This is a genomic window from Paracoccus sp. AK26, assembly GCF_011801365.1.
Taxonomy (GTDB): Bacteria; Pseudomonadota; Alphaproteobacteria; order Rhodobacterales; family Rhodobacteraceae; genus Paracoccus; species Paracoccus aerius.
In genome coordinates this window covers 102,280-125,553 of sequence record NZ_CP041044.1, presented here as the reverse complement: position 1 = coordinate 125,553, position 23,274 = coordinate 102,280, and the positions used below count along the sequence as shown (strand labels likewise).

Annotated in this window: 27 protein-coding genes and 1 pseudogene; 7 read left to right on the top strand and 21 right to left on the bottom strand. The window is 58.8% G+C overall.

Annotated elements, in window-relative coordinates:
- The first annotated feature begins 142 nt into the window (after positions 1-142).
- Positions 143-811, top strand: a complete 669-nt coding sequence (locus FIU66_RS15540; RefSeq protein WP_167623795.1) for a TetR-like C-terminal domain-containing protein — start codon at positions 143-145, stop codon at positions 809-811.
- A gap of 185 nt (positions 812-996) precedes the next feature.
- Positions 997-1,536 carry a DUF4167 domain-containing protein gene (locus FIU66_RS15535; protein WP_167623794.1) on the top strand — a complete coding sequence of 180 codons (540 nt, stop codon included), beginning with the start codon at positions 997-999 and terminating at the stop codon, positions 1,534-1,536.
- 70 nt (positions 1,537-1,606) lie between these two features.
- Here FIU66_RS15535 and FIU66_RS15530 read toward each other — a convergent pair whose 3' ends face one another.
- The 3 genes and pseudogenes from FIU66_RS15530 to FIU66_RS15520 all read right to left on the bottom strand — a co-directional run.
- Positions 1,607-2,278, bottom strand: a complete 672-nt coding sequence (locus FIU66_RS15530; RefSeq protein WP_167623792.1) for a sugar transferase — start codon at positions 2,276-2,278, stop codon at positions 1,607-1,609.
- Positions 2,279-2,377: 99 nt separating this feature from the next.
- Positions 2,378-2,584: a hypothetical protein gene (locus FIU66_RS15525; RefSeq protein WP_167623791.1), complete on the bottom strand. Its 207-nt coding sequence runs from the start codon at positions 2,582-2,584 to the stop codon at positions 2,378-2,380.
- 88 nt (positions 2,585-2,672) lie between these two features.
- Positions 2,673-2,900 (bottom strand): annotated as a pseudogene (locus FIU66_RS15520) (recombinase family protein); the annotation flags it as partial.
- A gap of 500 nt (positions 2,901-3,400) precedes the next feature.
- Between FIU66_RS15520 and FIU66_RS15515 the strand changes: the two are divergent.
- Entirely contained in the window at positions 3,401-4,516 is a 1,116-nt protein-coding gene (locus FIU66_RS15515; RefSeq protein ID WP_167623788.1) for a DUF4145 domain-containing protein, read from the top strand.
- Positions 4,517-5,164: 648 nt separating this feature from the next.
- Here FIU66_RS15515 and FIU66_RS15510 read toward each other — a convergent pair.
- The 5 genes from FIU66_RS15510 to FIU66_RS15490 all read right to left on the bottom strand — a co-directional run bounded on the left by FIU66_RS15510 (position 5,165) and on the right by FIU66_RS15490 (position 8,230).
- Positions 5,165-5,599, bottom strand: coding sequence for a YqaA family protein (locus tag FIU66_RS15510; RefSeq protein ID WP_167623787.1), 435 nt, complete (start codon positions 5,597-5,599; stop codon positions 5,165-5,167).
- A 334-nt stretch (positions 5,600-5,933) separates the two neighbouring features.
- Positions 5,934-6,896: a CDF family Co(II)/Ni(II) efflux transporter DmeF gene (gene dmeF / locus FIU66_RS15505; protein WP_167623785.1), complete on the bottom strand. Its 963-nt coding sequence runs from the start codon at positions 6,894-6,896 to the stop codon at positions 5,934-5,936.
- On the bottom strand, positions 6,893-7,138 hold the full coding sequence (locus FIU66_RS15500; RefSeq protein WP_167623871.1) for a metal/formaldehyde-sensitive transcriptional repressor: 246 nt from the start codon (positions 7,136-7,138) through the stop codon (positions 6,893-6,895). The genes dmeF and FIU66_RS15500 overlap by 4 nt, the downstream gene beginning before the upstream one ends.
- A gap of 329 nt (positions 7,139-7,467) precedes the next feature.
- Positions 7,468-7,869, bottom strand: a complete 402-nt coding sequence (locus tag FIU66_RS15495) for a four-helix bundle copper-binding protein (protein WP_167623783.1) — start codon at positions 7,867-7,869, stop codon at positions 7,468-7,470.
- A gap of 88 nt (positions 7,870-7,957) precedes the next feature.
- Entirely contained in the window at positions 7,958-8,230 is a 273-nt protein-coding gene (locus tag FIU66_RS15490; RefSeq protein ID WP_103174205.1) for a metal-sensitive transcriptional regulator, read from the bottom strand.
- A 170-nt stretch (positions 8,231-8,400) separates the two neighbouring features.
- On the opposite strand from FIU66_RS15490, the gene FIU66_RS15485 reads away from it, so the two are divergent.
- Positions 8,401-8,847, top strand: a complete 447-nt coding sequence (locus FIU66_RS15485; protein WP_167623781.1) for a cytochrome c — start codon at positions 8,401-8,403, stop codon at positions 8,845-8,847.
- Positions 8,848-8,869: 22 nt separating this feature from the next.
- Positions 8,870-9,733, top strand: a complete 864-nt coding sequence (locus tag FIU66_RS15480; protein ID WP_103174193.1) for a DUF305 domain-containing protein — start codon at positions 8,870-8,872, stop codon at positions 9,731-9,733.
- Positions 9,734-9,844: 111 nt separating this feature from the next.
- Here the strand turns inward: FIU66_RS15480 and FIU66_RS15475 are convergent, their stop codons facing one another.
- The 3 genes from FIU66_RS15475 to FIU66_RS15465 all read right to left on the bottom strand — a co-directional run bounded on the left by FIU66_RS15475 (position 9,845) and on the right by FIU66_RS15465 (position 12,208).
- Positions 9,845-10,609 (bottom strand): DsbA family protein, encoded by a 765-nt coding sequence (locus tag FIU66_RS15475; RefSeq protein ID WP_167623780.1) that lies wholly within the window; start codon positions 10,607-10,609, stop codon positions 9,845-9,847.
- A 310-nt stretch (positions 10,610-10,919) separates the two neighbouring features.
- Positions 10,920-11,477 carry a cytochrome c gene (locus tag FIU66_RS15470; RefSeq protein WP_239986119.1) on the bottom strand — a complete coding sequence of 186 codons (558 nt, stop codon included), beginning with the start codon at positions 11,475-11,477 and terminating at the stop codon, positions 10,920-10,922.
- A 71-nt stretch (positions 11,478-11,548) separates the two neighbouring features.
- On the bottom strand, positions 11,549-12,208 hold the full coding sequence (locus tag FIU66_RS15465; protein ID WP_103174190.1) for a L,D-transpeptidase: 660 nt from the start codon (positions 12,206-12,208) through the stop codon (positions 11,549-11,551).
- Positions 12,209-12,418: 210 nt separating this feature from the next.
- Here FIU66_RS15465 and FIU66_RS15460 point away from each other — a divergent pair, with 210 nt between their 5' ends.
- Positions 12,419-12,682 (top strand): hypothetical protein, encoded by a 264-nt coding sequence (locus FIU66_RS15460; RefSeq protein ID WP_103174189.1) that lies wholly within the window; start codon positions 12,419-12,421, stop codon positions 12,680-12,682.
- A 45-nt stretch (positions 12,683-12,727) separates the two neighbouring features.
- On the opposite strand, the gene FIU66_RS15455 is transcribed toward FIU66_RS15460, so the two are convergent.
- The 10 genes from FIU66_RS15455 to FIU66_RS15415 form a co-directional block, all read right to left on the bottom strand.
- On the bottom strand, positions 12,728-13,393 hold the full coding sequence (locus FIU66_RS15455; protein WP_103174188.1) for a L,D-transpeptidase: 666 nt from the start codon (positions 13,391-13,393) through the stop codon (positions 12,728-12,730).
- A 328-nt stretch (positions 13,394-13,721) separates the two neighbouring features.
- Entirely contained in the window at positions 13,722-14,261 is a 540-nt protein-coding gene (locus FIU66_RS15450) for a murein L,D-transpeptidase family protein (protein WP_103174187.1), read from the bottom strand.
- A gap of 30 nt (positions 14,262-14,291) precedes the next feature.
- Positions 14,292-14,771, bottom strand: coding sequence for a DUF411 domain-containing protein (locus FIU66_RS15445; RefSeq protein WP_167623779.1), 480 nt, complete (start codon positions 14,769-14,771; stop codon positions 14,292-14,294).
- 30 nt (positions 14,772-14,801) lie between these two features.
- Positions 14,802-17,132, bottom strand: coding sequence for a heavy metal translocating P-type ATPase (locus FIU66_RS15440; RefSeq protein ID WP_167623777.1), 2,331 nt, complete (start codon positions 17,130-17,132; stop codon positions 14,802-14,804).
- A gap of 141 nt (positions 17,133-17,273) precedes the next feature.
- Positions 17,274-17,750, bottom strand: coding sequence for a DUF305 domain-containing protein (locus tag FIU66_RS15435; protein ID WP_167623776.1), 477 nt, complete (start codon positions 17,748-17,750; stop codon positions 17,274-17,276).
- Between the two features lie 354 nt (positions 17,751-18,104).
- Positions 18,105-18,386: a copper-binding protein gene (locus tag FIU66_RS18045; RefSeq protein WP_201281139.1), complete on the bottom strand. Its 282-nt coding sequence runs from the start codon at positions 18,384-18,386 to the stop codon at positions 18,105-18,107.
- A gap of 17 nt (positions 18,387-18,403) precedes the next feature.
- Positions 18,404-18,874 carry a plastocyanin/azurin family copper-binding protein gene (locus FIU66_RS18040; RefSeq protein ID WP_201281138.1) on the bottom strand — a complete coding sequence of 157 codons (471 nt, stop codon included), beginning with the start codon at positions 18,872-18,874 and terminating at the stop codon, positions 18,404-18,406.
- 34 nt (positions 18,875-18,908) lie between these two features.
- Positions 18,909-20,276 (bottom strand): multicopper oxidase family protein, encoded by a 1,368-nt coding sequence (locus FIU66_RS15425; protein ID WP_103174181.1) that lies wholly within the window; start codon positions 20,274-20,276, stop codon positions 18,909-18,911.
- Positions 20,273-21,691 carry a TolC family protein gene (locus FIU66_RS15420; protein ID WP_167623774.1) on the bottom strand — a complete coding sequence of 473 codons (1,419 nt, stop codon included), beginning with the start codon at positions 21,689-21,691 and terminating at the stop codon, positions 20,273-20,275. The genes FIU66_RS15425 and FIU66_RS15420 overlap by 4 nt, the downstream gene beginning before the upstream one ends.
- 283 nt (positions 21,692-21,974) lie before the next feature.
- The gene (locus FIU66_RS15415; protein WP_167623771.1) at positions 21,975-22,400 is read right to left on the bottom strand and encodes a hypothetical protein; all 426 of its coding nucleotides are present in this window, start codon (positions 22,398-22,400) and stop codon (positions 21,975-21,977) included.
- Between the two features lie 311 nt (positions 22,401-22,711).
- Between FIU66_RS15415 and FIU66_RS15410 the strand changes: the two genes are divergently transcribed.
- The gene (locus FIU66_RS15410) at positions 22,712-23,137 is read left to right on the top strand and encodes a hypothetical protein (protein ID WP_120444790.1); all 426 of its coding nucleotides are present in this window, start codon (positions 22,712-22,714) and stop codon (positions 23,135-23,137) included.
- Positions 23,138-23,274: the final 137 nt, after the last annotated feature.

Sequence of the window (23,274 nt, the reverse complement as noted above, 5' to 3'; positions counted from 1 at the left end):
GGAGCCGGGAGCGCGGTCTCCGTCAATGGACGGGATGCGGCATATAAACCATAGAACCCGAAAAGAATTTTCTTCTCTTTCGCTTTATCCCGCATTGCCTTAGGCGCGATTGGGAAACCATTCCACTACAGGTTGAAGTGTCATGAACGCTCCCTCCCACTTCGGCCAACATCTGCTCTCCGAGGCCATCAACACGGCCAGCCGTCTCGCTGCCAAGACGGGTGAGCTGCCGGATTTGAAAACACTGGCGACAGAACTTGGGGTCGAAGAGCATCTGCTCAAGCAGGTCATCTTCGACCGCGAGCATCTGCTTGTGGCGATGGCCGATGTGGCCCTGCAACGGTTGCTGCACACCATCACGCAGGAGCTAGCCCGCTGTCCGTCTCCCGTCGATCAGCTTGAAGCAATCGCTGTGGCCTATATTGACTGGGCGCGTCTCTACCCGCAGGAGTTCCGGCTTGTTGGTGAAATGCCTGCTCCTGTTTTCGAGGCCCATCCTCGTCTTCTGCGATATGAGCAATCGGTCCATGAGCTTGTCATGAAGATCCTGCATCGTGCCCGAGAGGAAGGTTATCTTGATCCGGATGAAGACCTGGTGATGCTGCGGGCCATGGCCCACACTTACCTGTATGGCGTCATCACCAAGATGCTGCTCGGGGACTTGGGCCGCTGGACGCCCGGCTCGACCGACCAGGACGCCGCAAGGGCGGCTGTGCGCGTGTTCAACAGGAAAATGTTCAAGCCTGCGCCTTCATGCCCCAATTCAAGAACGGCAGGGACCGGGTCACAACCTCACCTCAGACCTGTGTGACCCTGATCCGGGCCGCATGGGCGTCATAGTCGGTCAGCAAGTCTTTCAGTCCAAGCATGTCAGTCCGATTAAAGCTTCTCTAGAAAAAGCTGCCAAGCCTTTATGGTTTCTTGTTGAGGAGGCCGGTTCCGCCTATTTCAGCAGGGTGCAGCTCTGCACTCCCGCTGCCTCATCCAAATTGGCTCATGAAATCGTATCACAATAGACGGAACGGCAAACCCCGGTCGCTGCAAAAACAGCAGGGTCCCGGCAACCGTTTCTTTGAGAGCACGAGCGCAAAGGGCAAGATCCGGGGGACGGCTCAACAGCTCGTCGAGCGCTATCTTCAGTTCGCGGAAGAAGCGCGGCTTGCAAATGACCGCGTAGCCTCGGAGGCCTTTTTGCAATCGGCCGAGCATTATGTTCGCGTGGGCAAACCTGCGCGTCATGTGGAGGACGAGCCCGTAAGGGACAGGTCGTCCAGAAGAGCCTCGATCACCCAAGAAGCACCGTCGTCCACCGATGCGGAGCAGAGGGACAAACCCGTGCCTGCGGTGGGCACAGGACAAGCTCCCAACCCCGAGGTGATCCGCCTGGACAAGGCACGCACCGCGGTCGCCGCCGAGAAACGAAGGCCGACTGAAGCCGCTGAGAAACGCGCAGCGGCGGCGGCTGATCTTGAACGCATTGCCGGACAGCACGGCTATACCTTGGAGCAACTTGGCTTGGTACTTCGGCCAGCCTGATGGGCGACCCGCAAGGGCAGGTGAGCGTTCTTGGAAATCTGGGCCTGTCTTCAGCCCTTCATGGCAGGGATCAGAGGCCCGTCGCCCTCAGCACGACGCCGATGGTGCGCCAGACAACCAAGGCATCCGTGCGCAAGCTGATCGAACGATCGTAGCTGTCGTCATACATGGCGCGAGAAGCGAATGTGGACTGGTTGCGTTCCGAGACCTGCCACAGGCCAGTCAGGCCCGGCCGCAGCCCATAGTAGCTGGACCCCGGATAGAGGGCCTGCTGTTCAGGCAGCATCGGCCGGGGACCGACCAGGCTCATGTGACCGGCGAGGACGTTCCACAACTGGGGAAGCTCATCCAGAGAGCTCTTGCGCAGCAGACGACCAAACCGCGTGACACGCGGATCGTGGCGCAGCTTCTGGGTCTCTTCCCACTCGGCGCGCGCCTCGGGATGGGTGTCCAGATGACCCTGCAGCCGCTTGTCGGCATCGACCACCATGCTGCGCAGCTTCCACATCTGGTAGCGGCGCCCGCCACGACCGACCCGGTCCTGCGCGTAGAAGGGATTACTGCCATCGATGAGCACGACCAGGGCCAGCACCAGCACCAGCGGCAAGACGACTGGCAAGGCCATCAGCACCAGGAGGATATCAAGCGGCCGCTTGAGCGAGCTGCGGTAAAGTCCGTGACGCGGAGCAACGGTGGAGACATAGGCCGGGCCATCAGCCAGGAGCTGCTGCTGAACAAACATGACAAACTACTCTTTACGAACAAAGGCTTAAAATAGTGATGGAAACCCCCATCACTCTCCGAAGTCAGTCTGACTTCAGCGCACGCGCAACCGTCGATGTCAGGAAAGTCGAGGCGCGGGCAATGTGATCCCGTTGACCTTCGCCTGGCGCTCCAAGCGACCCAGAAGCTCACGGTACTCTGCATTGTGGGAGTAAGCGCTGATCGCCGACATGATGACCTTCCAGTCATCGACAGACACAGCGGGACGAAACGCGAAGGTGGCTTCAGAAGCAAACATGGAAATACCTAAAACTGTAACGAACATCCTCTCCATAACCGGAGGTTGTCTATTGGCCAATTTGCCTTTTTGTATAGGCTAATGGGCTGCCGAGTGATGGACGGAGCTAGAAGACCACGGATCGCGCCAGGCGGTCCAGCTTCGGCACGACCAGTGTGTCACCCTCCCGCAAGGCTGCAAGCGCCTGATCGAGACCAGGGCGGGCGCGGTTCGTGCCGGTAAAGCCGTGGTCGGTGTAGATGCGATCGGAGGCAACTCCGAAGCTGGCGAGGATGCCCTTCTGCGCAGCAAGATCCTGTTTGTCGGTGGAGCAGCGGGCGTAGCCGATCAAAATCTGTGTCATGGCTTAATTTGTAACAGTAGCCGCCCCTTCATTGCAAAAAATATCGGACCATTTATCTGAGATTTTGTCCTGCCAGCATTTGCTGGCCTACAACTGGTCTGTTCAGAGCTAACCTGACCGTCCTCTCAATGATCCCCTTTCGAGCACTACCGGGACGAGCATTTGGAGAGACGAGCCGCAGAGCTGACGCTGCATGTCGCAGTGCGGGACGAAGCTGCCGGTCGCTTCCATCGCAAACGGACGATTGCTCGCGGGCGTTTGGTTGCTTCAGCAGGATCCCATGCGAGACGCTATCACCTGAGATGACCGGACTCGGACTTTCAATCGATAACCAAGCCATAGATATTCGGATCGTACGAGATACGCATGGAGTGCCTGGGATGGGTTCTTGCCCTATCTGCAAAACATCAGCGAATGAGGAGCATCCTAACGGGGGCGACTACCGCCGAGTGGAGTGCCGCAAGTGCGGCAAATACCAGATTACTGGAACGGCATTGTCCATGCTGAAATCTCGCCTGGCTGAGAAGGACAAGAAGGCAGTCGCCCGCCTGAGCCATGCTACGAGGTTGATGGGGTCGACCACGGACGCCGAGTGGCCGGAAATTAACTCAGTCAATCTGGACGACATGCTCAAGAGCCCGCTGCCGACGGTTGACCGACAGATAACAAATTTCCTGACTTGGGCGGCGATGCAGCTTGGAGACGATCATCTCGGGATTGTTGAGCTGCCGGACGAGGATGATCTAACTGGCGTCGTGGGGACCATTGACGGTGCGCGGGTTGACGACTTGATTTCACGAGCAGAGAGCATTGGCCTAGTCGAGCTTGTGCCAGACAACTGCATCAAAATCAAATCAGAGGGTTGGGCAAGGCTCGAACTGCCGCCTGCACAGAAAGAGGGACGGATGAGCGTCATGCCCAAGACGGGAGAATTGGGAAATGCGACGCGGAGAATTAAAGCGCACTTTAATAGATGCGGTGGGATCACCAACTCTTGGGTGCGCGCTGAGCATACTGTTGCCGGAAGCGACGGCCCGATCTCGTGGAGCGACACATTCGAGATATTGGAATGCTGTGGGTGCGATACCCTCTCCGTTCGCCACAAGTACTGGTTCTCGGAATGGGACGACATCGATCATGATGAGTATGGCCAGATCATAATGCGCCCCGGCATCAAGGAAACCTATTACCCAGCTCCTACTGTACGAACGAAGCCAGTATGGTCAGACATTATTAGCGACGGAATTCTAAGGGCTGTTCTTGAAGAGCTTTATGTTGCGCTCAATGCTGGATTGAGTGTCCTTGCTTCAATAGGTGCCCGTACGTTGCTTGACCGCGCCGGGTATCTTCTCCTGACCTCCGATCCTCCGGGCGGATTTGCAGGTAAGTTGTCTGAACTGCAGAAGCGGGGCTATATCAGCGCTCAGGAGAAAACGACGCTTGAGGCTGTGGCCGATGCGGGGAACGCCTCGGCACACCGCGGCTATCTCCCAACAGCGGAGCGCCTTGGCCACATTGTCGACATCATAGAAAACTTCCTCCATCGTGCATTCGTCCTAACGAGCGCCGCGGAGGAAATAAGGAAGTCCACCCCGGCGCGCCAAAAGTCACCGTGATATTAATGAAAATCTTTTGCCTTGCTCGGAAGTTTCAAATCAGAAGTTACCTGATATGCCTATACGAGGCGTATGTCGCCACGGCATTGCAAAGCCGCTGCTATAGGCCTGAATGGCCGTTTAGGGCTCTTCCTGTCGGTCTCTTGGCTTTTCTGAACGTCGGCTTGTGCCGTTGAGCGCAAAGGCCAAGCCAGGTTCTTCTCAATGGTGGAAACCCGCGCATAGCCGATCTTCATGACTGAGAAATTTCAGTAAGAAAAGTCGTCACGCGTTTGATTAAGCTGCCTTAGTTTTCTTTACCGAATAGATTTACTGAAAACCGGCAGGTTTTGTAACAAGCACAATAGGCCTTGGACATTGGGCACGCAAATCTCCCTTTTCTTTACCTCGCTCTTGGCAACCGACAGGGGAGTATCGGGCCCATGTTCTACCGCAGGCGATGAAGTTCTTCCGCCACACGGCGCTAAGAGCCAATAGCTGCCAGTCACCCATCGTGGGGGATGCGTTTGCAACGTAATGGCTAATCGATGCTCTGGCAGGAGATTGCACTGTCCCGAGCTGGGCCTAGACGCCGTTCTGTTTAGCCGGCATAGAGCGTATCCGCTCACGCCTCCTGATGCGGGGCACCGGCGGCACAGTCGAACCCGGTCAAGCGAACCCCAATGTTGCTGCTGCCAGAACAAAGTAGCGCCCAATCTTCGCGACGCTGACGAGGAGCAGGAACACCCAGAAGGACTCGCGCAGCACTCCTGCGACAACAGTCAGCGGGTCACCGATGATCGGCACCCAAGCCAGCAGTAGCGACCATCTGCCGTAGTGGCGATACCAGTTCTCCGCTCGTGCCAGGGCGGCCGGGCTCACCGGGAACCAGAGTCGGGTGCGCAGCCGTTCGATCCCTCGCCCGAGAAACCAGTTGACCACGGACCCCAGCACATTGCCAACGCTGGCAATAGTCAGCACCAGCCATGGTGGGTGATCGGTCAGCAGAAGGCCGACAACCAGGATCTCGGATTGGGCGGGCAGGAGAGTCGCCGCAGTGAAGGCCGCCAGAAACAGGCCGCCGTAAACGGCAAGATCAATCATGATCCCCCCTCAGGCGCGCCGGGCCGACTACTACCGATGCAGGGTCGTCGATGGAGAGGCCGAACTCCACCAGCATCTCGAAGCTGCGCAGCTCGCCACGATGGCTGAAGACCCCCCTCAATGTCGAAAGGGGACCCGTTGTCACGCTCTGCCGTGCCCTTCTTCCTCAGAAGCGGCAACGAACAGGATAACCGCCCGCAGATCCACAAGGTGGCGGATGAGCCAGGAACAGGCATTGCCTCCGATCTTAGCCGGCGCGTGACCCAGACTACGCCTCCCTGCGCATCCCTGGTTGGCAGGGTCACAGGGAGCCTCTTCCATCGTTCTTCCTCACTCAGGAGGCTCGCTCGACTTCGATCGTCAGATGCGAGAGGTCGTGGATATGCGAGAGCCTGGCGCGGTAAGCAGCGGGCTCCAACGGCTCACTGGACCGGATTGCGACGATCGCGCCGTGGTGACCCGGGCCAAGCTGCCAGACATGCAGATCGGTCACCTGATCCGAGCCTGTTTCCAATGCCGAGCGGATTTCCTCAGGTAAATCCTCATCCTCCGGCACGTAGTCGAGCAAGACCCGGCCTGTGTCGCGGATCAGCCCCCAGGACCAACGGGCGATCACTGCCGCGCCGACAATGCCCATCATGGGGTCCAGCCAGTTCCATCCATACAGGCTGCCAAGTGTCAGTGCCGCGATCGCCAGCACGGAGGTCAGAGCATCGGCCAGGACATGCAGATAGGCGGCACGCAGATTGTTGTCGGTCGCGTGACCATGGTGATGGCCATGCCCATGTCCATGATGGTGCCCGTGACCGTGCCCGTGGCCATGATGGTGATGGCCGTGATCATCACGCAGCAGCCAAGCGCAAAGAAGATTAACGAACAACCCAATCACCGCCACGGCAATGGCCTGCTGGAAGCTGATGGCAATCGGGCTGTAGAACCGCATCAGGCTTTCCCAGCCGATCAGCAGGGCGATCAGCGCCAGCACGACCGCACTCGCGAACCCCGCCAGATCCCCCATCTTGCCCGTGCCGAAGGTGAAGCGGGCATTGCGGGCGTTGCTCCGGGCATAGCGGTAAGCCAGCGCGGCAATCAGCATAGCCCCAGCGTGGGTCGACATGTGCCAGCCGTCGGCTATCAGGGCCATCGAGCCGAAGAGGCTGCCGGCGATGATCTCGACCACCATCATCGCGGCGGTGATGGCAATGACCAGCCAGGTCCGGCGTTCGTTCCGCTCGTGATTGTCGCCAAGGTAGACATGCTCGTGCGGACTGTCCAGGCGCGATGGATGGATGTTCATTTGAGATAGGTCCTGATGATGTCGATCAATTCGCCTGCGGCCTCTCCGCGCACGGCATCCTCGTCCCGGTCCGGGTTCGAGACATGTTCGCGAATATGGTCCTCGATCAACTCCGCCGTCAGGCCGCCGACCGCACCGCGGATAGAAGCAACCAGGTTCAGGACCTCGCCACAGGGCGCGTCAGCCTCCAGGGATCTCTCGACAGCCTCAATTTGTCCTTTGAGGCGGCGGACGCGAGCCAGGAGTTTGGCTTTATGCTATGTTGTATGACCCATACAATAGGGGGATACCCTATTTCAGGAGGAGAACAAGACTGCTTTCTGGGTTGCAGAACGGCTTGGCGGTGCCGTAACGGCGAAACCTGGAGAGCGGATGGAATTTCCCCTGAGAGATCCTCTTTCGGACAGGCCAGCACCTCTACCAGTTGACGCGCCCATTCTTCCGGTGTCGGCGGCACGCGTTGAACCGCCGCTTCTCGCTCGCCGATCATGAGGATCACGCTTTACCAGAAGGGCAATCTTCTTAGGCTTGGGAGAGCAGGCTGAAAAAGGTCAGCCCGCTTTCGTAAGACTTACTGCACTTCGTTTAGTGCGGCCTGGCAGGATTCGGCGCAGCGATTGCAGGACTGGGCACAGATGCGGCAGTGCTCGTGCATTTCCGCGTGCTGTTCGCACTCCTGAGCACATTTCTGACAAGCCAGCGCGCAGGCTTGGATGGCTGCCCGAAGAACCTCCACATTCGAGCCCGTGCGGCGCGAGGCCATGGCGCCGGTTGCGGCGCAGATGTCGGCACAGTCAAGGTTCAGTCGAATGCACTGGCGAAGCTGATTGACCATCGGCTCGGCCAGGCAGGCGTCGGCGCAGGCGATGCAGGTCTGGGCGCAGCGGTAGCATTCCTCGATGCATTTCAGCAGGTTTTCCGCCGTGTTCCCCTGAACGTCAGGATGGGTACTGATCATGTCTCGAACATGCATGGTCTTTCTCCTTGCGGGTGGCAGGACCCTCCCAACATACAGGTGGGGGGTATTGTTCCCAGCTATTAGCGCGGCCGCGTAGCTACTCTTACCGACAAACCTTTCCGAAAACCTCGACAAGCTCTCGGAACTTCTGCCGCTGCACTTCCGTGTCTTGAGACATGATGGCTTCGTCTACACAGCCGTCTGCATGGTCCTGAAGGATCAGCAGTTCCACTTGCGAGAGCGCTGATCGGACCGCCATTGCCTGGTTCAAGATGTCGATGCAGTAGCGGTCTTCTTCAATCATGCGGGCTATGCCGCGAACCTGGCCTTCAAGACGAGCGAGCCGGTTGAGGGCTGCCTGCTTCCGATCCTTCATTCTCTCGCCATCCTTGCTGCTCTCACCCTGAACCTCAGGAATTTGGGAGAAGTTCCGACGGAACAATGGCCACAGCTTTTGGTTGGGGGGCATAGCCATACCCCCGAGGGTACCTCTCGAAGCCACTCGTCGCCCTCATGACCAGCAGAGCATGCACGAGGAGGACGCACATGAAGAAGCCGCTCGTTATCGGCCTGATCAGCGGGATCATCGGGACGATACTGCTGGCCATTATTGTCTGGCTGATCGTCGTTTACACGGGCACCTACAACGTGGCGGCCACAGATCCTCATCAGGATGCAGTCCGATGGAGCTTTGAGACGACGCTTCACCGCTCGGTGGCCCAGCGGGCTGAGGCCGTGGTGCTGCCCGAGGAAGTTTCGGAGGATCTCCTTTCTCAAGGTGCAAGCCACTATGCAGAAAGCTGTGCGCACTGCCATGGGGATCTCGGCCAGGAGCCTGCGGTCTGGTCTCAGGGAATGCGGCCCGAGCCGCCGCATTTGGCCGGCATCGCAGCCATCGTCAGCATGCTCCCCGGCCTGTCGGCGCAGGACTACCAGTCGCTAACCGGCAACCAGACGTCCGCCGACGAAGCTGCCGGCTCCGGACACCATTGACTTCAACAAGCAGGAGACGAACTTGTCCTATATTCGCTTCGGCCTGATGATCCTCACCTCGACGGTGGTGATGTTCATCCTGATGTATCTGAACACATACGCTTGGGAGCACGTCTTCTTTTCGGAAACGCGCACCTACATGGCGATTATGATGGGTGCCGCGATGGCGATCATCATGCTGGCCTACATGCTGGGGATGTATTCCAACAGGGCGCTCAACATCGCGATCTTCGCCGGATCGGTGATTGTCTTTGCGCTTTCCCTCTGGCTCGTTCGCAGCCAGGTCACCGTGTTGGGCACAAGCTACATGCGTGCAATGATCCCGCACCATTCGATCGCCATCATGACGTCGGAGCGCGCGCAGATCCGCGATCCGCGCGTCCGCAAGCTTGCCGATGAGATCATCGAGGCGCAGCGGCGCGAAATCGCGGAGATGCGGTACCTCATCGGGGAAGTGTCAGAGGGCAACACCGTGGAGAACATCTACCGCGACCCGCCGGCCGAGCCGGGCACCGTGGAGGATGCGCTGGCCAACACGCTGATCTCCACCCTTGATCTTGCGCCCATGCCGGAAGCCGAAGCCGACCGGGTGCTTACAGCCGCTGACCGCTGCACCTTCAACCGCAGTCCGGAAGCCGATCCCGTCCTATGGGCTGCCGAGGACGGCAGCGGGGCGGCCATGAAGCTGAACGGCGTGCTTGTCAGTCTGGAAGCAAACGGCGACCCGCAGTCCGGCGCTGTAGAATTCTCGGCACCGGGCACAACCATCTCGGTGCTGTCGCTCGGCAACGAGGCGGACTGGCGCCAGAATGCCGAACTCGTCTTCCGGCTCGATCAGGGGTTCGAGGTCGGCTACCGCGGCTTTTACAGGTGCGGAGCAAGCTGACGACTGGAAAACCCGAATAGTACAGGAACGACGCTCACCTTGGTATTGGACACGATAGACCGGGCGAGAAGGGAACACCTAATCAACAAAAGAGCGGGTGTTTTTGTCCTATCAACATGGGAGCGGTAGGATTTTCTCGTCCTTCGCAATCTGACGTAGCACCGAAAGAGGGATTGCACCATTCAAGACGGTCCGACCAATCACAAGGCCAGGTGTGCCGAGAAAGCCGAAGAGATCGGCCAAAGCACGCGTTTGATCAAGTTCGGCCTGAACCTCGGGTGAGGCCATATCCGTCGCAAGCTGTTCGACATCCAGGCCAAGGTCAGACGCCACACGCAATATCGAAGACTGGTTGGCGACGAGCGGCGTTCGCATGAAGCGGCGCCGTAGGTCCTGCTGCTTGCCTTGCCGTGCGGCCGCGACCGAAGCGCGGGCGGCAAGTTCAGATGCCGGCCCAAAAATTGGAAGCTCATGCTGCACCAGTCGATAGGCGGCGCGGTCATCAGCCAGTAAGTCATCCAGATCCTGTTCAAGCGCACGGCAGAAGGGGCAGCGAAACTCGCTGAAATAAGCAATCGGAACGACACCGCTCGGAAGGTCGGTGCCAAAGAGGGCGGGGCAGGGGTCTGCGCGCATGGCCTCCATCCGCGCATGGCGCGCCTCAGCATCATCCGAGGGTCCATCAAGGCCAATCAGCGCAACGGATGCAGAGGAAGTTTGCCCCTCGGACTTCAGGCGCCGAAAGGGCGGCACGTCTTCAATTTCGACATAAGTAAGGCCGCGGCCTGTCAACTGCTCCCAGGGAAGCGCACGCAATCCATAGATTGCAGCGACAATGCCCCCAAAAACAAACACATCACGTCGCCGGATTGTCATGCCACAGCCACCCTAAACTCCAAGCAGGACCCGCTCGTCGATCCGGATAGCACAGTCGTTCAGCACCTCCATGCCGCCGTTATGCACCGGTCGCCTAATCGTCCAAGGCTCAAGCCCGCCATGGACGGGGCAATAGGAAACCCTTCCCGTCACGGCAGAGGCAAAGCGCCTGCGCCCCGAGCGGTTTTCCGGGACCAACGGGCACGTCATCGCTGAGCTGCCCATGGCGTTGAAGTCGACACCGGAACAGGTTGTGATGCGAAAGCATTCTATGATCCGCAGAAAATAATTATTCTGAGTCCCGCGTCGCCTAGCCATCATTTTTACTGGCTTGAATAGCCTGAATTCGCCTGGGCCAAGTTGACTTGATGAACGCAAGTATGGTGCCAATGTCGTCATCGCTCAGGATCGAGCCAAAAGCAGGCATGCCGGATGTCATGCTCACCCCCATGTCATCTATGACTGCCTGACCTCCCCGGCGGATATAATCTTCCAGCATAGCGTCGTCGTGATGCCAGGTATGGCCATACCTGTCGTGCGGCGGGGCAGGAAGAATGCCGTTTTCATCCGCAATCTGCCAGTCGGGCTGCCCTTCGAGCTGGGCACCGTGGCATACTGCACAGTGTTCGGAATAAAGTTGAGCCCCCCGTTGCAGATCGACTGTCTTGCCATAACCCCACACCACCCAACCGCCTCCGGTAGCAAAGCCGACGACAAGCAGGCATATCGCCCATTTTGGGATGGCAGGCAGATAGCTTCGTCTCATGCGTGTCAAATTGTGCCCATTTGCGCAAAGATCAACCTTGAAAGCTGTTGTTGGAACGCCGCCCTGAACCTCCGTGCGGGCAGTTCCCATCTTGTCAGACACCGGCAAGCTCAAGAGAGATCATGCGTTTTCACATTCCCAACACGAGCTGTGGCGGCTGTGCAAGGAGGCTTCTAGAACACCGTCACCTGCGTTCCGACTTCTGCCACCTCGTAGAGCCGAGTAATATGTTCATTATACAGGCCGTAGCAGCCATTGGAGGATTTCCGACCGATTTTCCGCGTGTCATGAGTGCCATGAATCAAGTAGGCTGGCCATGATAGGTAAAGACCATACGGTCCTAAAGGATTGCTTGGATCTCCGCCTTCTACTCGCTGCGGCAGATTGGGATCCTTTTCCCGCATGCTAGGCGTTGGTGTCCAAGGCGGATTTTTTGCTTTTCTGACAATTTCAGTTTTGCCCCGGCGGGTTAGATCTTCAGTGACAGGGATAGAGCACGGGAAAGCCAGGTTGATTGATTCATCACCCGACCAGTAATGCACTGCACGCGAAGTCACATCTGCAAGGATCACTCCTTTACCCAAACTCGGGTAAAACTCGCTCCAGTGTCTCGCGCGAAACGACGACTGATTGCGCCGGGGATCCGCAGTTGGATCGACCTGATAGGCACTGAGATCGGGCGCACCACCGGATGGGCGCGCGCCATAGAGAGGCTGCCCAGTATTAGGGTCAGAACCCTGCGCCAGAAGGGCGCCGCCTGGCAGAACCGCCGCTGTGGCCAGAAGGCCACCTAGAAAACGGCGTCGGTCGCTACCTGTATCTTTCGGAATCATTTACTGCCTCGTTCTTTCTGATAATCTTATTCAGTAATTACAAAATGGTACCCGCTCCCGGGCATTTGGCCAAGGAGACGAAATGCCGCGTAGATCAAGATCATGTGCGTTCCAGCTGCGACCCCTGCTGCTGACAGCTGTCGAGCTTGTGCGCTGCGCTGTCGAGTGCAAGGAAGGCTCCAATAAGGCAAACCAGACAAGGAGACGTAAATGAAAAACAAATTCCTCATCATCTTGGCAGTGGTCCTGATCAATGCCGGTTGTACAGATATGACAGCCAGGACAGAGGTCGGATCCGATAATCTTCCCGCAGACCTCGTCGCACTGGTTGCCCCGGGGCAGGACGTTGCATCGGCCCGTCTTCTCCCAGAAGATAATTGCTATTGGTACGAGCATCATGGGCAGGTGGAAACAACACTTCTTCCGCTGACCACGACCGAGGGCCGTCCAATTTGCATGCAGTCGCAAACCTGAAGCTAGTCGGGTGTATGGCCAAGCCGCAATCAGCAAAGGTGTGGCCTAGCTCCGCGCAGTTACACTTTCCGCGACCGAATAGAGAAACGCAGTGGAGCCGATTTCCACCTTTGAATAGAGATCGTTGATATGCGCCATCACCATCCGCACGCAGCCAGAACTGGCGCTGGTGCCGATGCTTCTGGGAAAGGGGGTTCCGTGGATGCGTAAGTAAGTATCCTTGCGGCCGACATAGAGGTAGAGAGCTCGTGAGCCGAGGGCATTTTCGGGACCGGGCTCCATTCCCCCTTCGAACTGCGCATAGATCTCCGGCTCCCGATTGATCATGTTCTGCGTTGGCGTCCAATGAGGCCATTCGACCTTTCGCTCAATCGTATAAACCCCTGGTTCGTAGAGATCCCCTCGTCCGATGGCTACGCCATAGCGCATCGCAGTTCCCCCAGCCTCAATGTGGTAAAGATACTTCGCCACAGCATCCACATGGATGTCACCCGGTACCAAGCCGTCATTGGCCCTTACCCTTTGGGGTAAGAAACGTGGGTGCAAACCCCACGGATTGGACGTGCCCGGATTGTAACCGGCAGGCGTAATCTGTGCGTCCCAAGCAGCCTTTTGTTCTTCAGTCGGCCATGATGCCGCAAACGAAGGACCGGAGATAGTTGCCGAGAACAGCGCCATGCTTGTGGAAATGAAGTGTCGTCTTGTCAACATTTGTTACGCTCCTATTATTGTCTAGTGTCCTTCCGACCCATGCTTTCAACGCACCTGCTCAGCCCGCCATTCTGAAGTTTTGAGATCAAATCCGCTTGTGCTATCGCCAATGCGATTCAAGGTCGGCGGCCTGCCGCAGGCTATTGACTGACAGCACCAAGCTTCTTCGTACCAATGCCGTTTCGCTCAGGGGCAACGATGCGAACCAAGGAGACGTGAGCTGCAGGTGCAAAACTGTCACGCGCATTCGCATAAAGCCATGAGCATAGTACGGCCGCAGCCCTGTATAACGGAACAGGGGCCGGGAGGGCTAATCTCGCTGTTTTGGTCATGCATAGATCATCACAGGAGTGCGGAGCTGCAGCATAGCGTAGACATCTTCGATCTCCTTATCGGTGAATGCGATACAGCCAACTGTCCAATCCCGATTTTTCGGCGCCAGCTTTCGGCCCTCTGGGCCACGGCCGTGGAACATGATGTCGCCGCCCGCATCGCGGCCGAACTGTGCGGCATAAGCCTTGTCCCGCTCATTTGGGTAGGAAATGCCCACAGACAGATGATAACGGCTGCGCGGGTTGAAGCGGTCCACAAAGTAAAGCCCTTCGGGAGTCTTCCCGTCCCCCTCGAACTGTTTGTGACCGACAGGCTGGATGCCCAGGCCAACATCATACGACTTCAGGACGGTCTTTCCGCTGAGCAGGTGCATTCTGCGTTGTGCCTTCTGGACCACCACCTGTGTAACAGGAGGGCCGAAGTAATGTTTGAACTCAGGAACGTCACCCGGGCGGTTGGACGATCCAGACCTTCCGCATGCGGCAAGAGCGGCAATCATCCCCAGGGAAAGGTGGCGGCGGCTAAAATTGGACATTGAGGTATATTCTTCAAAAGATTCAGAAAATTATGCAGCGGGGTGGTGCGCGAAGACTTCGCTTGTCCCGTTCTTGCGAATGAGCACAACATCATAGGCCTCGCGTTCGCTTTCGGGTCCCATACCGGGTGAGCCGTATGGCATCCCAGGAACGGCTAGGCCGATGGCGTCAGGCCGGTCTTCCAGCAAGCGGCGGATGTCGGCCACCGGCACATGGCCTTCGAGCATGTAGCCCCCGATCCGTGCCGTATGGCAGGATGCCATCGCCTCTGGAATGCCGTTGTCGGATTTGTAGCGCATCAGCGCAGTTCCGGCGCTGAGCTCAATCGTGACCGCGAAACCTGCGGCTTCGACAATCTCGATCCAGGCCGCGCAGCACCCGCAGTTGGGGTCTTTCACCACGAGCATCTGATTGTCGATGCCGCGCGCTCTTGCCGGAAGGGCGGACAGGGCGAGCAACCCCGCGCCCGCAGTCAGGATTGTTCGGCGTGAAAGGTTCTCAAGGGTCATTTCATGTCCTTTCCAAGATGGATGACTGGCTCAGAGCGTGACTCGCCTGAGCCGAAGAGCGTTCGCGATGACGGAGACTGACGACAGGCTCATCGCCGCTGCTGCGATCATCGGCGACAGCAGCATGCCGGTCAGGGGATAAAGCAGTCCCGCCGCGATTGGCACACCGGCGGCGTTGTAGACGAACGCGAAGAACAGGTTCTGCTTGATGTTGCGTAGCGTGGCCTTGGCCAGGCGCCGGGCGCGGACCACGCCCATCAGGTCGCCCCCCAGCAGCGTCAGGCCGGCGCTTTCGACCGCAACATCCGCCCCGGTGCCCATGGCGATGCCGACATCAGCGGCAGCAAGAGCCGGGGCGTCGTTCACCCCGTCGCCTGCCATGGCCACCACGGCACCATCCTCGCGCAGGGCATCGATGAGGTTTTTCTTGTCCTCCGGCAGGACACCGGCTCGAACCTCATCGATCCCCAACCTGGCAGCGACAGCCTCGGCGGTTCGCTGATTATCGCCCGTGGCCATGATGACGCGCATTCCGAGCTGGTGAAGGGTGCGGATCGCCTCAGCTGTGGAGGCCTTGATCGGATCGGCCACGGCAACGATGCCGGCAAGCTGGCCGTCAACGGCAACGAACATGGCAGTCTTGCCATCGCTGCGCAGTGCATCGGCCCGTGCCTCGGCCAGACTGGCGTCAAGTCCGAGAACCGTCATCATGGCCGTGTTACCCAAGGCCGCCGTCCGCCCCTGAACTCTGCCCTGCACCCCTTTTCCGGTAATAGCTTCAAAGTCCGATGCAGTCTGCGTCCCTATTTCGCGAGATACGGCGCCCTCGACAATGGCTTCGGCCAAGGGATGCTCTGACCCGCGCTCCAGTGCCGCAGCAACAGCGAGGAGATCCTCTTCGTCCAGATCACCGAAGCTGATGACATCGGTCAGCCTTGGCCGTCCTTCGGTCAGCGTGCCGGTCTTGTCCACGATCAGCGTATCGACCGCCGCCATGCGCTCCAGGGCTTCGGCATCCTTGATCAGGACCCCGGCTTGTGCGCCACGGCCAGCCGCTGTGGTGATCGAGATCGGTGTGGCCAGGCCAAGTGCGCAAGGGCAAGCGATAATCAGCACGGAAACAGCGGCGGCCACTGCAAAGATCAAGGTTGGGTCCGGTCCCCAGGTGAGCCAAGCTACAAAGGAAAGAATGGCGATCACGACCACTGTCGGAACAAACACCGACGACACCCGGTCCGCAAGCCCCTGGATCGGAGCGCGTGATCGTCGGGCGTTCGCGACCATCTCGACAATCTGCGACAGGACGGTATCGGCACCCACGCGCCGCGCCTCGATCACCAAGCTGCCGTTCTTGTTGATCGTTCCGCCGGTGACAGGATCGCCAGGGCCTTTCTCGACGGGCACCGCTTCGCCGGTGATCATGCTTTCATCTATCGATGACCGGCCATCGATCACCGTCGCATCTACTGGAACACTGTCACCGGGCCGCACCCGCAGCCGGTCACCTTCGACGACATTCTCCAAGGGTGCATCGTACTCGGTGCCGTCTTCCAGAACACGCCGTGCGGTCTTTGGCGCCAAGTCCAGAAGCGCCCGGATCGCATCGCCTGTGCGTTCGCGTGCTCGCAGTTCCAACACCTGGCCGACGAAGATCAGCGCCACGATCACGACTGCAGCCTCAAAATAGGTGCCAACGCCATGACCCATCCGGTACTCCTCAGGGAACAGTCCGGGAAGGAAGGTCGCGACAATGGAATAAAGATAGGCCGCGCCGACCCCGAGTGAGATCAGCGTCCACATGTTGGGCGATCGGTTTTTGATCGACTCCCAGCCTCGGCGGAAGAACGGCGCAGCGGCCCACAGGACGATCGGCGTAGCTATGGCGAACTCGATATAAGACGCCAGGCGATGTCCGATCCAATCCCTGACCGGCAGGTTCACCAGTTCACCCATGGTGAGGACGATAAGAGGAATGGCTGCTGCGGCACTGATCCACATCCGGCGGGTGAATTCCACCAGTTCGGGGCTAGGACCGCCGGTCGGCAGCATCGGCTCCAATGCCATGCCGCAGATCGGGCAGTTCCCGGGAGCATCGCGGATGATCTGCGGATGCATCGGACAGGTCCATGTCGTGCCGGTAGGCTGCGCGGCCTTGCGGCCCTGGGCGCGGCCACTGGCATAGAACCAGGGATCTTCCTTGAAGGCAGCATCACACTTTGCCGAACAGAAGTGAAACGTCTTGCCACTGAACTGGGCCTTGCGTGTATTCGCGCCGACGGCAACGGTCATGCCGCAGACAGGGTCGATAGCGGTCTGCGCACCCTCTGGAATTGCGGCCGCACTATGATGATGGTGTTCCATTTCGGTCTTTCCTTGGTCCGGGGCGCGCGTTCCGGTCAAATTGCCACGGCAGAAATCTTGGGTCGTCTGCGCGTGGCAGGGGCGAAATAGTCTGAACCGCCAATGTGACCGCGCGGCCGAAACCGCGCGGCCAAAACTATGTCACTTTGCGTTTTCGTTGAGCCAGGTTGTCATCTGCTCGATCTCACCGACCTGCGCTTTGATGATTTCTTCTGCAAGTGCACGCATTTGCTCGTCTTTGCCGTGCTCAAGGAGGACTTCAGCCATGTCGATGGCGCCTTGATGGTGGGCAATCATCCCACAGGCAAAAGCCACATCCGCATCTTCATTCATCATGCCTTCATGCATGGCCGGCATCGTGACCATCATCTTGCGCATGTTTTCCTGAACATGCTGGGGCATATCCTCCATCTTCATGCCGCCCATGCCCATCATGCCTGCCATACCGGATCCCATGCCGCCAGCTTGCTGATCGGATCCCGTCGAGGCCCCTTCCATCTCGCCGGAGGATGCGGCACACTGTTCGGGAAGCTGGAATTCAGCATCCTGTGCAAAAACCGGCCCCGAAAATGTGGTCGCAGCGATTGCCAATGCGGCAAGTATTTTAACAGAAGTCATGTGTCTTCCCCCAATTAGGTTAGGTGGACGTTCCAGGGTAAGCTGACGATCAGAAAACGGATACGTGCATGATCACGTCATCAGGTTTCAATCCTGCTCTGTTTAACTCTTTGGTGGACATTATACGCCCGGCTGGAACGGGGATCGTGCTTGTAGGGCTAGCAACACCTGAGATTGGGTCAGGTTTTTCGGCCGTGCTGTTTACAGAAGAATGATCCCCGCCATGACCCGACTGAGATCCTCTTGTGCCGTGACTTGCTTCCTCAGCATTTGCAAAACTTGCTGTGAAGCTGGCCACAGCCAGAGCAGCTACAAAGATGTTCTTCAATCTTACGCTCCAATTTCTTTAGAAAATCATTCCAGAATTTCGGTAATGGTCAGCTTGCCATTTACGCGATCGGCAGCGAACTGGATGCTGTCGCCCTCTTTGAGCTTCTCAAGCATCTCTGGCTCAGCCACCTGGAACACCATCTTCATGGCGGGCATGTCGAGGTTTTTCAGCTCCTCATGATCCACCGTCACCTTGTTCCATTTGGTGTCGATCTTGGTGACGGTTCCGTCCGTGATGTGGGTGTCCGCGAAAGCGGCTCCAGCGGAAACGATCAGGGCGGCTGCGGTGATTTGAATGAGTTTCATGGTCTCGTCCTTGCGGTTCAGGATTTGGTTACGTTCAGGGGGCCGTGCATGCCGGACTCGTAATGGCCCAGCATCAGGCAGGCGAATTCGAATTCGCCTGCATTCGTAAAGGTCCAGAGGATCTCTCCGGTCTCGCCCGGCTGCAGGCGGACTGCATTCGGGTCGTCGTGTTCCATTTCAGGAAACTTGGCCATCAGTTCCTTGTGCTCGGCATTGGCTTCGACCGTATCCATGACGAACTCATGCTCCAGTTCACCCTTGTTGGTGATGACCAGACGGACAGTCTCGCCAGCTGCGAATGACAGCTCCTTGGGTTCGAAGACCATGGCGCCATCATCGGTTTCCCGCATGGACACCTCGACGGTCTTCATCTCACCGTCGGTTGCCGGGGCGCCCGCAGCGTAGTCATGACCGCCTTCATGGGTTCCTGCCGCCAGTGCAAAGGACGGGAAGAGGGCAACAGCAGTTACCAGCATCAACGATTTCATCAGATTTTCCTTGATTGTTGCTCGATAGTGAGGGTCAGCCCAACCGATTGCCGCCACGGGGCGTCAGGATGGTTCGGGGGCTGTCGTTGCTGGCATGTTCGGGCAACTCACCCGTCCATTCCCAGGCCTGCGTACCGGGAGGGTTCTCATACCAACCCGGATCCGAGTAATCGTCGGGCGCGATCCCCTCGCGCACCTTAACGACAGAAAACATGCCCCCCATTTCCAGGGGCCCGAACGGACCCCAACCGGTCATCATCGGGATCGTGTTTTCAGGGATCTCCATGGACATCTCGCCCATGTCCGCCATGCCTGCGGTCCCCATTGGCATATAACCTGGCTGGTGCTTGCGGATCATCTCCGTCACACGGGCCTTGTTGGCACCAATGAAGGTGGGCAGTTCATGGCCCATGGCGTTCATGGTGTGGTGCGACTTGTGGCAATGGAATGCCCAATCACCCACATGATCGGCGTTGAACTCATAGGCCCGCATGGATCCTACCGGAATGTCGATGGTGACTTCCGGCCAACGGGCCTCGGGCCGAACCCATCCACCGTCCGTGCATGTCACCTCGAAATCATAGCCGTGCATATGGATGGGGTGATTGGTCATGGTCAGGTTGCCCACACGTACCCGCACCCGGTCTCCCTTGCTGACGACCAACGGATCAATGTCCGGGAAAATTCGGCTGTTGAACGTCCAGAGATTGAAATCCGTCATCTCGGCGACACGCGGGATGTAGGTACCCGGATCGATGTCATAGGCCGCCAGCAGGATCCCGAAATCGCGGTCCACCGGCATGAAGGCCGGATCACGCGGGTGCACGATGAAGAGCCCCATCATGCCCATGGCCATCTGGACCATCTCGTCGGCATGGGGGTGGTACATGAACGTGCCCGACTTCACCAAGTCGAATTCATAGACATAGGTCTTGCCGACCGGGATGGAGGGATGGCTCAAGTTCCCCACCCCGTCCATGCCGGATGGCAGGATCAGCCCATGCCAGTGAACCGAGGTGTGTTCGGGCAGGCGGTTGGTAACATAGATGCGGACCCGTTCGCCCTCGATGGCTTCGATCGTGGGGCCTGTGGACTGGCCGTTATAGCCCCAAAGGCGAGCCACCATCCCGTCGGCCATGATCCGTTCGACGGGTTCGGCGACAAGGTGGAATTCCTTGACGTTCCCGTTCATCCGGTAGGGCAGCGACCAGCCGTTCAGCGTGACGATGGGGTTGTATTCGATGCCTGTCGTCGGGCGCGGCGGTATCTGGGTATAGGGACTATCGGTACTCGCCGCTTCCGGCAGATCGCGAAACCGCGTTTGTGCCATCCCCGCACTTACGGTCAGTGCGGCCGCACCGGCACCGATTCCCGCGCCCAGCATTGCTCTGCGGTTCATCATTCCTCTTCCCCTTCCTCGCTTGCGCTTCCACCTGTCGCCCCGCCCCAAATCGCTGCGGTCGCATCGGCTTCGGCCAACCAGTAATTGCGCTTTGCCTCGGCAGCGCTCAGCTCCGACTCCAGCTGCTCACGAGCGTCGTTCAGCAATTCAAAGGTCGAGGTCAGCATGCCGTTGTAGCTGAGGAGCGCCTGTTCATTGATCTCGCGCCGCAGAGGGAGAACCTGATCGCGCCAATGGCGGGCAATCTGATAGCTGCCGGTGACCGCGGTATGAGCTGCACGAGCCTCAGAGCGAGCATCGACGGCCGCCTGGGCCAGACTATTGGCGGATCGCATGTATTCCAGGCTGCCACGGCGCGAGAGCAGCCCGCCGGTGTCATAGACCGGGATCTGGAACTCAATATCCACCACGGGGGAGCGCTCAGATTCTCCGCCTTCGCGTTCGATTTCCACGCCGGTGGCAAACCCTGCATCCGTAATCATCCGGGTCTGCCCGTCCAGACGATAGCGGCTGGCAATGGCCTGCAGCTCCAGGCGTCCGGCAGCCAGATCGACGCGATTGGCCAGAGCCGATCGTTCGATGTCCGCTCGGCCCGGCGCCCCTCCGGGCAGTGCTGGCAGGCGATCGGGAACAAAGAAGTCGGTCCCGCTGCCCCACAGGCCCATCAGCCGGACCAGCTTTTCCTTGGCAAGCTGTGCTTCCAGCTTGGCTGCCGCTTGCTCTGCGGCCAGTTCGGCGGTGAAGGCATGCTCACGTGCCTGATCGGCGCGGCTCATCGCGCCTGTGGCTCCCAGTTCGGAGGCCAGTTCTGACGCCGCATTGGCGGTACTTTGAGACTGGCCAATCAAAGCTGCCGCTTCAAAGGCCCCGACGGCTTCGATCCAGCTGCGCCGCGTTTCATGTGCCAAGGCCAGGGTTTCGCCCGCTGCCGCCAATTGAGCCTGCCGGAAGCGAAGTTCGGCCGCCCTTGTCCGGGGCTTCTGGGTGGCAATGTCAAGGATCGACGAAATGAGCGTTGCCTCGATCGAGCGGGTAACATCGCCGCCCGCCAACCCGGACACCGAAAGTCCTACCGAAGGAACCGGACCACGAGCGGTTTCCCAAAGGTCGGCCGCTGACAGCCCCAGTTCGGCATATCGCGCCTGAAGTCCAGGGTTGTTCAACAGCGCGATCTGGACCGCCTGATCGGCACTCAGCGTCTTGCGGTGAGCCATGGCACGAACCCGCTGAGCATTCGCTTCCCGTTCAGCAGGGCTTTGCAACCACACCGCATCGGCACCTGCGGCGCGGCGAGAGAGATCGGAGACCGGAGCAAATCCGGCTCGCTGGTCGCTGGCCTTCTTCATTGTCGCGACATCGGCACAAGCCGACAGCATCAGAACGGCGGCCAGGGAGAAAAACACGAACTTTCTCATTCGCCACCCCCGGTCAGATCGGAGTTCAGGGTGGTCCAGTCCGCAGGTTCCCTGACCTGCCGCGCTGTATAATTGACCGTTGGTCCTACCGGAGCGATTGAAACGGGGCCTGCGGCATCTGCCGCGGGAGGAGAAGACATATCCAGGGGTGGAAGCGGCGCACACGCGGCTGCCAACAGCGGCAAAGCCGCCGTGAAGATCGGTTTCATGAGGTTTGGGTTCCGCTTGAGATCAGAATGATGGGGGCTGCGACCTGGTCAGGCCACAACAAGCATCGTTCGGATCAGCCTCGCGGAGGGCGGCGGAGACCTTCCGGAATCGTGAGCTCGACCAATGATCCCGACTGAATCACGGCCAAGGTCTGCCCGACGTCAGTGGCCGGCATGACATTGTTGAAAGGGGGGAGCGCGGTTGAGGGACAGGCGTGCGCTTTGCAATGAGAAGCATGAGCGTCCTTGGACGCATCATTATCTTCAGCATGTCCTTGGTGCTGATGAGCGGCGCTTTCAGTGTCGGTCGCGATGTCATCATGACCAGGATTATCCTGGTTCAATGCGGCCAGCTGGTTGGTGAAGGTATCGGAAACTGCCCGTGCCGATGTAATCTCACATTCCAGTGCCATCGCCGCCTTGGCTGACGATATAGCGAAGCTGGCCGAGACAATCGTCACGACAAACACGGTAACAAGCTGGCGCAGCAAGCTCGACATTCTTACCCGAATAAATCCGCGGAGCCGTCGCAACAACAGAATTTTGGTTTGGCTGACAGGAACGTTATCGCTGATAGCCGGGAATGGGTCCGCCGGATGCAACGTGGTCGCGGCACTTTGTCGCTCCCATCTTCCACTTGACTGTCTTTGGCCTGATATGAGGAGTAGAAAGGGCGCAGCAACATGAGGCACAGGGTGCTGACCAACCACGATCAACTGCCGGGGGCGTCTGAAGGGTATCCATGCGCTCTTGTTCGCGGTCGTGCAGGGGGTTTGACACGAATGCCGGGCCCTGAAATCGGATTATCCTTATGAGTGCTGAGGCTGGATCTCTCAGGCTAAGCCTGCAGGACTGGCTGCGGAAGGCCGCCACTGCCATCCTGATGGTAGCCTTTGCCGTCCTGATCCTGCAGACAACGGCGCATGCCGGGATGGGCGCGCACATACGCCATGACCACTTGGCAATGGCGGCGGCAGATCACCATTGCCAACCTTCTGACGCGGCTGCGGGCGAGTTTGGACTTTCCTCCTCGGATCACTGCGGTGCCGATGCGGACAGGCTGGATGCCTATGGCGACAACTGCGACCAGCTCTGCACCCTCTCTATCGTTCTGCCTCGTCAAACGCTGACCGATCCGTTTGTCGGCGGAGACTTCCTGTTCAAAATCTGGTCGGACCCTCTCGGTCGGACGGCTCTGGGGCCCCTTCGGCCGCCGCGTTCGTTCGTGGCTGCCTAAAGGCCCAGGGCCGACGGGACGCATGTCTCGCGGCCGTCTCAGCCCATCGGCTGAAAGCGCTGTCCCTGAAAACCGGATTTCGGCAGGAGCCGTGTGTCCATGCGTGACGCCGCTCCTCCAGAGCACAGGAATAAATC

What these genes read in the sequence shown, in the direction of transcription:
- FIU66_RS15540 (WP_167623795.1), top strand. Translation starts at nt 143, where the DNA reads ATGAACGCTCCCTCCCACTTCGGCCAACATCTGCTCTCCGAGGCCATC.
- FIU66_RS15535 (WP_167623794.1), top strand. Translation starts at nt 997, where the DNA reads ATGAAATCGTATCACAATAGACGGAACGGCAAACCCCGGTCGCTGCAA.
- FIU66_RS15530 (WP_167623792.1), bottom strand. Translation starts at nt 2,278, where the DNA reads ATGTTTGTTCAGCAGCAGCTCCTGGCTGATGGCCCGGCCTATGTCTCC.
- FIU66_RS15525 (WP_167623791.1), bottom strand. Translation starts at nt 2,584, where the DNA reads ATGTTCGTTACAGTTTTAGGTATTTCCATGTTTGCTTCTGAAGCCACC.
- FIU66_RS15515 (WP_167623788.1), top strand. Translation starts at nt 3,401, where the DNA reads ATGCTGAAATCTCGCCTGGCTGAGAAGGACAAGAAGGCAGTCGCCCGC.
- FIU66_RS15510 (WP_167623787.1), bottom strand. Translation starts at nt 5,599, where the DNA reads ATGATTGATCTTGCCGTTTACGGCGGCCTGTTTCTGGCGGCCTTCACT.
- dmeF (WP_167623785.1), bottom strand. Translation starts at nt 6,896, where the DNA reads ATGAACATCCATCCATCGCGCCTGGACAGTCCGCACGAGCATGTCTAC.
- FIU66_RS15495 (WP_167623783.1), bottom strand. Translation starts at nt 7,869, where the DNA reads ATGCATGTTCGAGACATGATCAGTACCCATCCTGACGTTCAGGGGAAC.
- FIU66_RS15490 (WP_103174205.1), bottom strand. Translation starts at nt 8,230, where the DNA reads ATGAAGGATCGGAAGCAGGCAGCCCTCAACCGGCTCGCTCGTCTTGAA.
- FIU66_RS15485 (WP_167623781.1), top strand. Translation starts at nt 8,401, where the DNA reads ATGAAGAAGCCGCTCGTTATCGGCCTGATCAGCGGGATCATCGGGACG.
- FIU66_RS15475 (WP_167623780.1), bottom strand. Translation starts at nt 10,609, where the DNA reads ATGACAATCCGGCGACGTGATGTGTTTGTTTTTGGGGGCATTGTCGCT.
- FIU66_RS15465 (WP_103174190.1), bottom strand. Translation starts at nt 12,208, where the DNA reads ATGATTCCGAAAGATACAGGTAGCGACCGACGCCGTTTTCTAGGTGGC.
- FIU66_RS15460 (WP_103174189.1), top strand. Translation starts at nt 12,419, where the DNA reads ATGAAAAACAAATTCCTCATCATCTTGGCAGTGGTCCTGATCAATGCC.
- FIU66_RS15455 (WP_103174188.1), bottom strand. Translation starts at nt 13,393, where the DNA reads ATGTTGACAAGACGACACTTCATTTCCACAAGCATGGCGCTGTTCTCG.
- FIU66_RS15450 (WP_103174187.1), bottom strand. Translation starts at nt 14,261, where the DNA reads ATGTCCAATTTTAGCCGCCGCCACCTTTCCCTGGGGATGATTGCCGCT.
- FIU66_RS15445 (WP_167623779.1), bottom strand. Translation starts at nt 14,771, where the DNA reads ATGACCCTTGAGAACCTTTCACGCCGAACAATCCTGACTGCGGGCGCG.
- FIU66_RS15440 (WP_167623777.1), bottom strand. Translation starts at nt 17,132, where the DNA reads ATGGAACACCATCATCATAGTGCGGCCGCAATTCCAGAGGGTGCGCAG.
- FIU66_RS15435 (WP_167623776.1), bottom strand. Translation starts at nt 17,750, where the DNA reads ATGACTTCTGTTAAAATACTTGCCGCATTGGCAATCGCTGCGACCACA.
- FIU66_RS18045 (WP_201281139.1), bottom strand. Translation starts at nt 18,386, where the DNA reads ATGAAACTCATTCAAATCACCGCAGCCGCCCTGATCGTTTCCGCTGGA.
- FIU66_RS18040 (WP_201281138.1), bottom strand. Translation starts at nt 18,874, where the DNA reads ATGAAATCGTTGATGCTGGTAACTGCTGTTGCCCTCTTCCCGTCCTTT.
- FIU66_RS15425 (WP_103174181.1), bottom strand. Translation starts at nt 20,276, where the DNA reads ATGATGAACCGCAGAGCAATGCTGGGCGCGGGAATCGGTGCCGGTGCG.
- FIU66_RS15420 (WP_167623774.1), bottom strand. Translation starts at nt 21,691, where the DNA reads ATGAGAAAGTTCGTGTTTTTCTCCCTGGCCGCCGTTCTGATGCTGTCG.
- FIU66_RS15415 (WP_167623771.1), bottom strand. Translation starts at nt 22,400, where the DNA reads ATGTCGAGCTTGCTGCGCCAGCTTGTTACCGTGTTTGTCGTGACGATT.
- FIU66_RS15410 (WP_120444790.1), top strand. Translation starts at nt 22,712, where the DNA reads ATGAGTGCTGAGGCTGGATCTCTCAGGCTAAGCCTGCAGGACTGGCTG.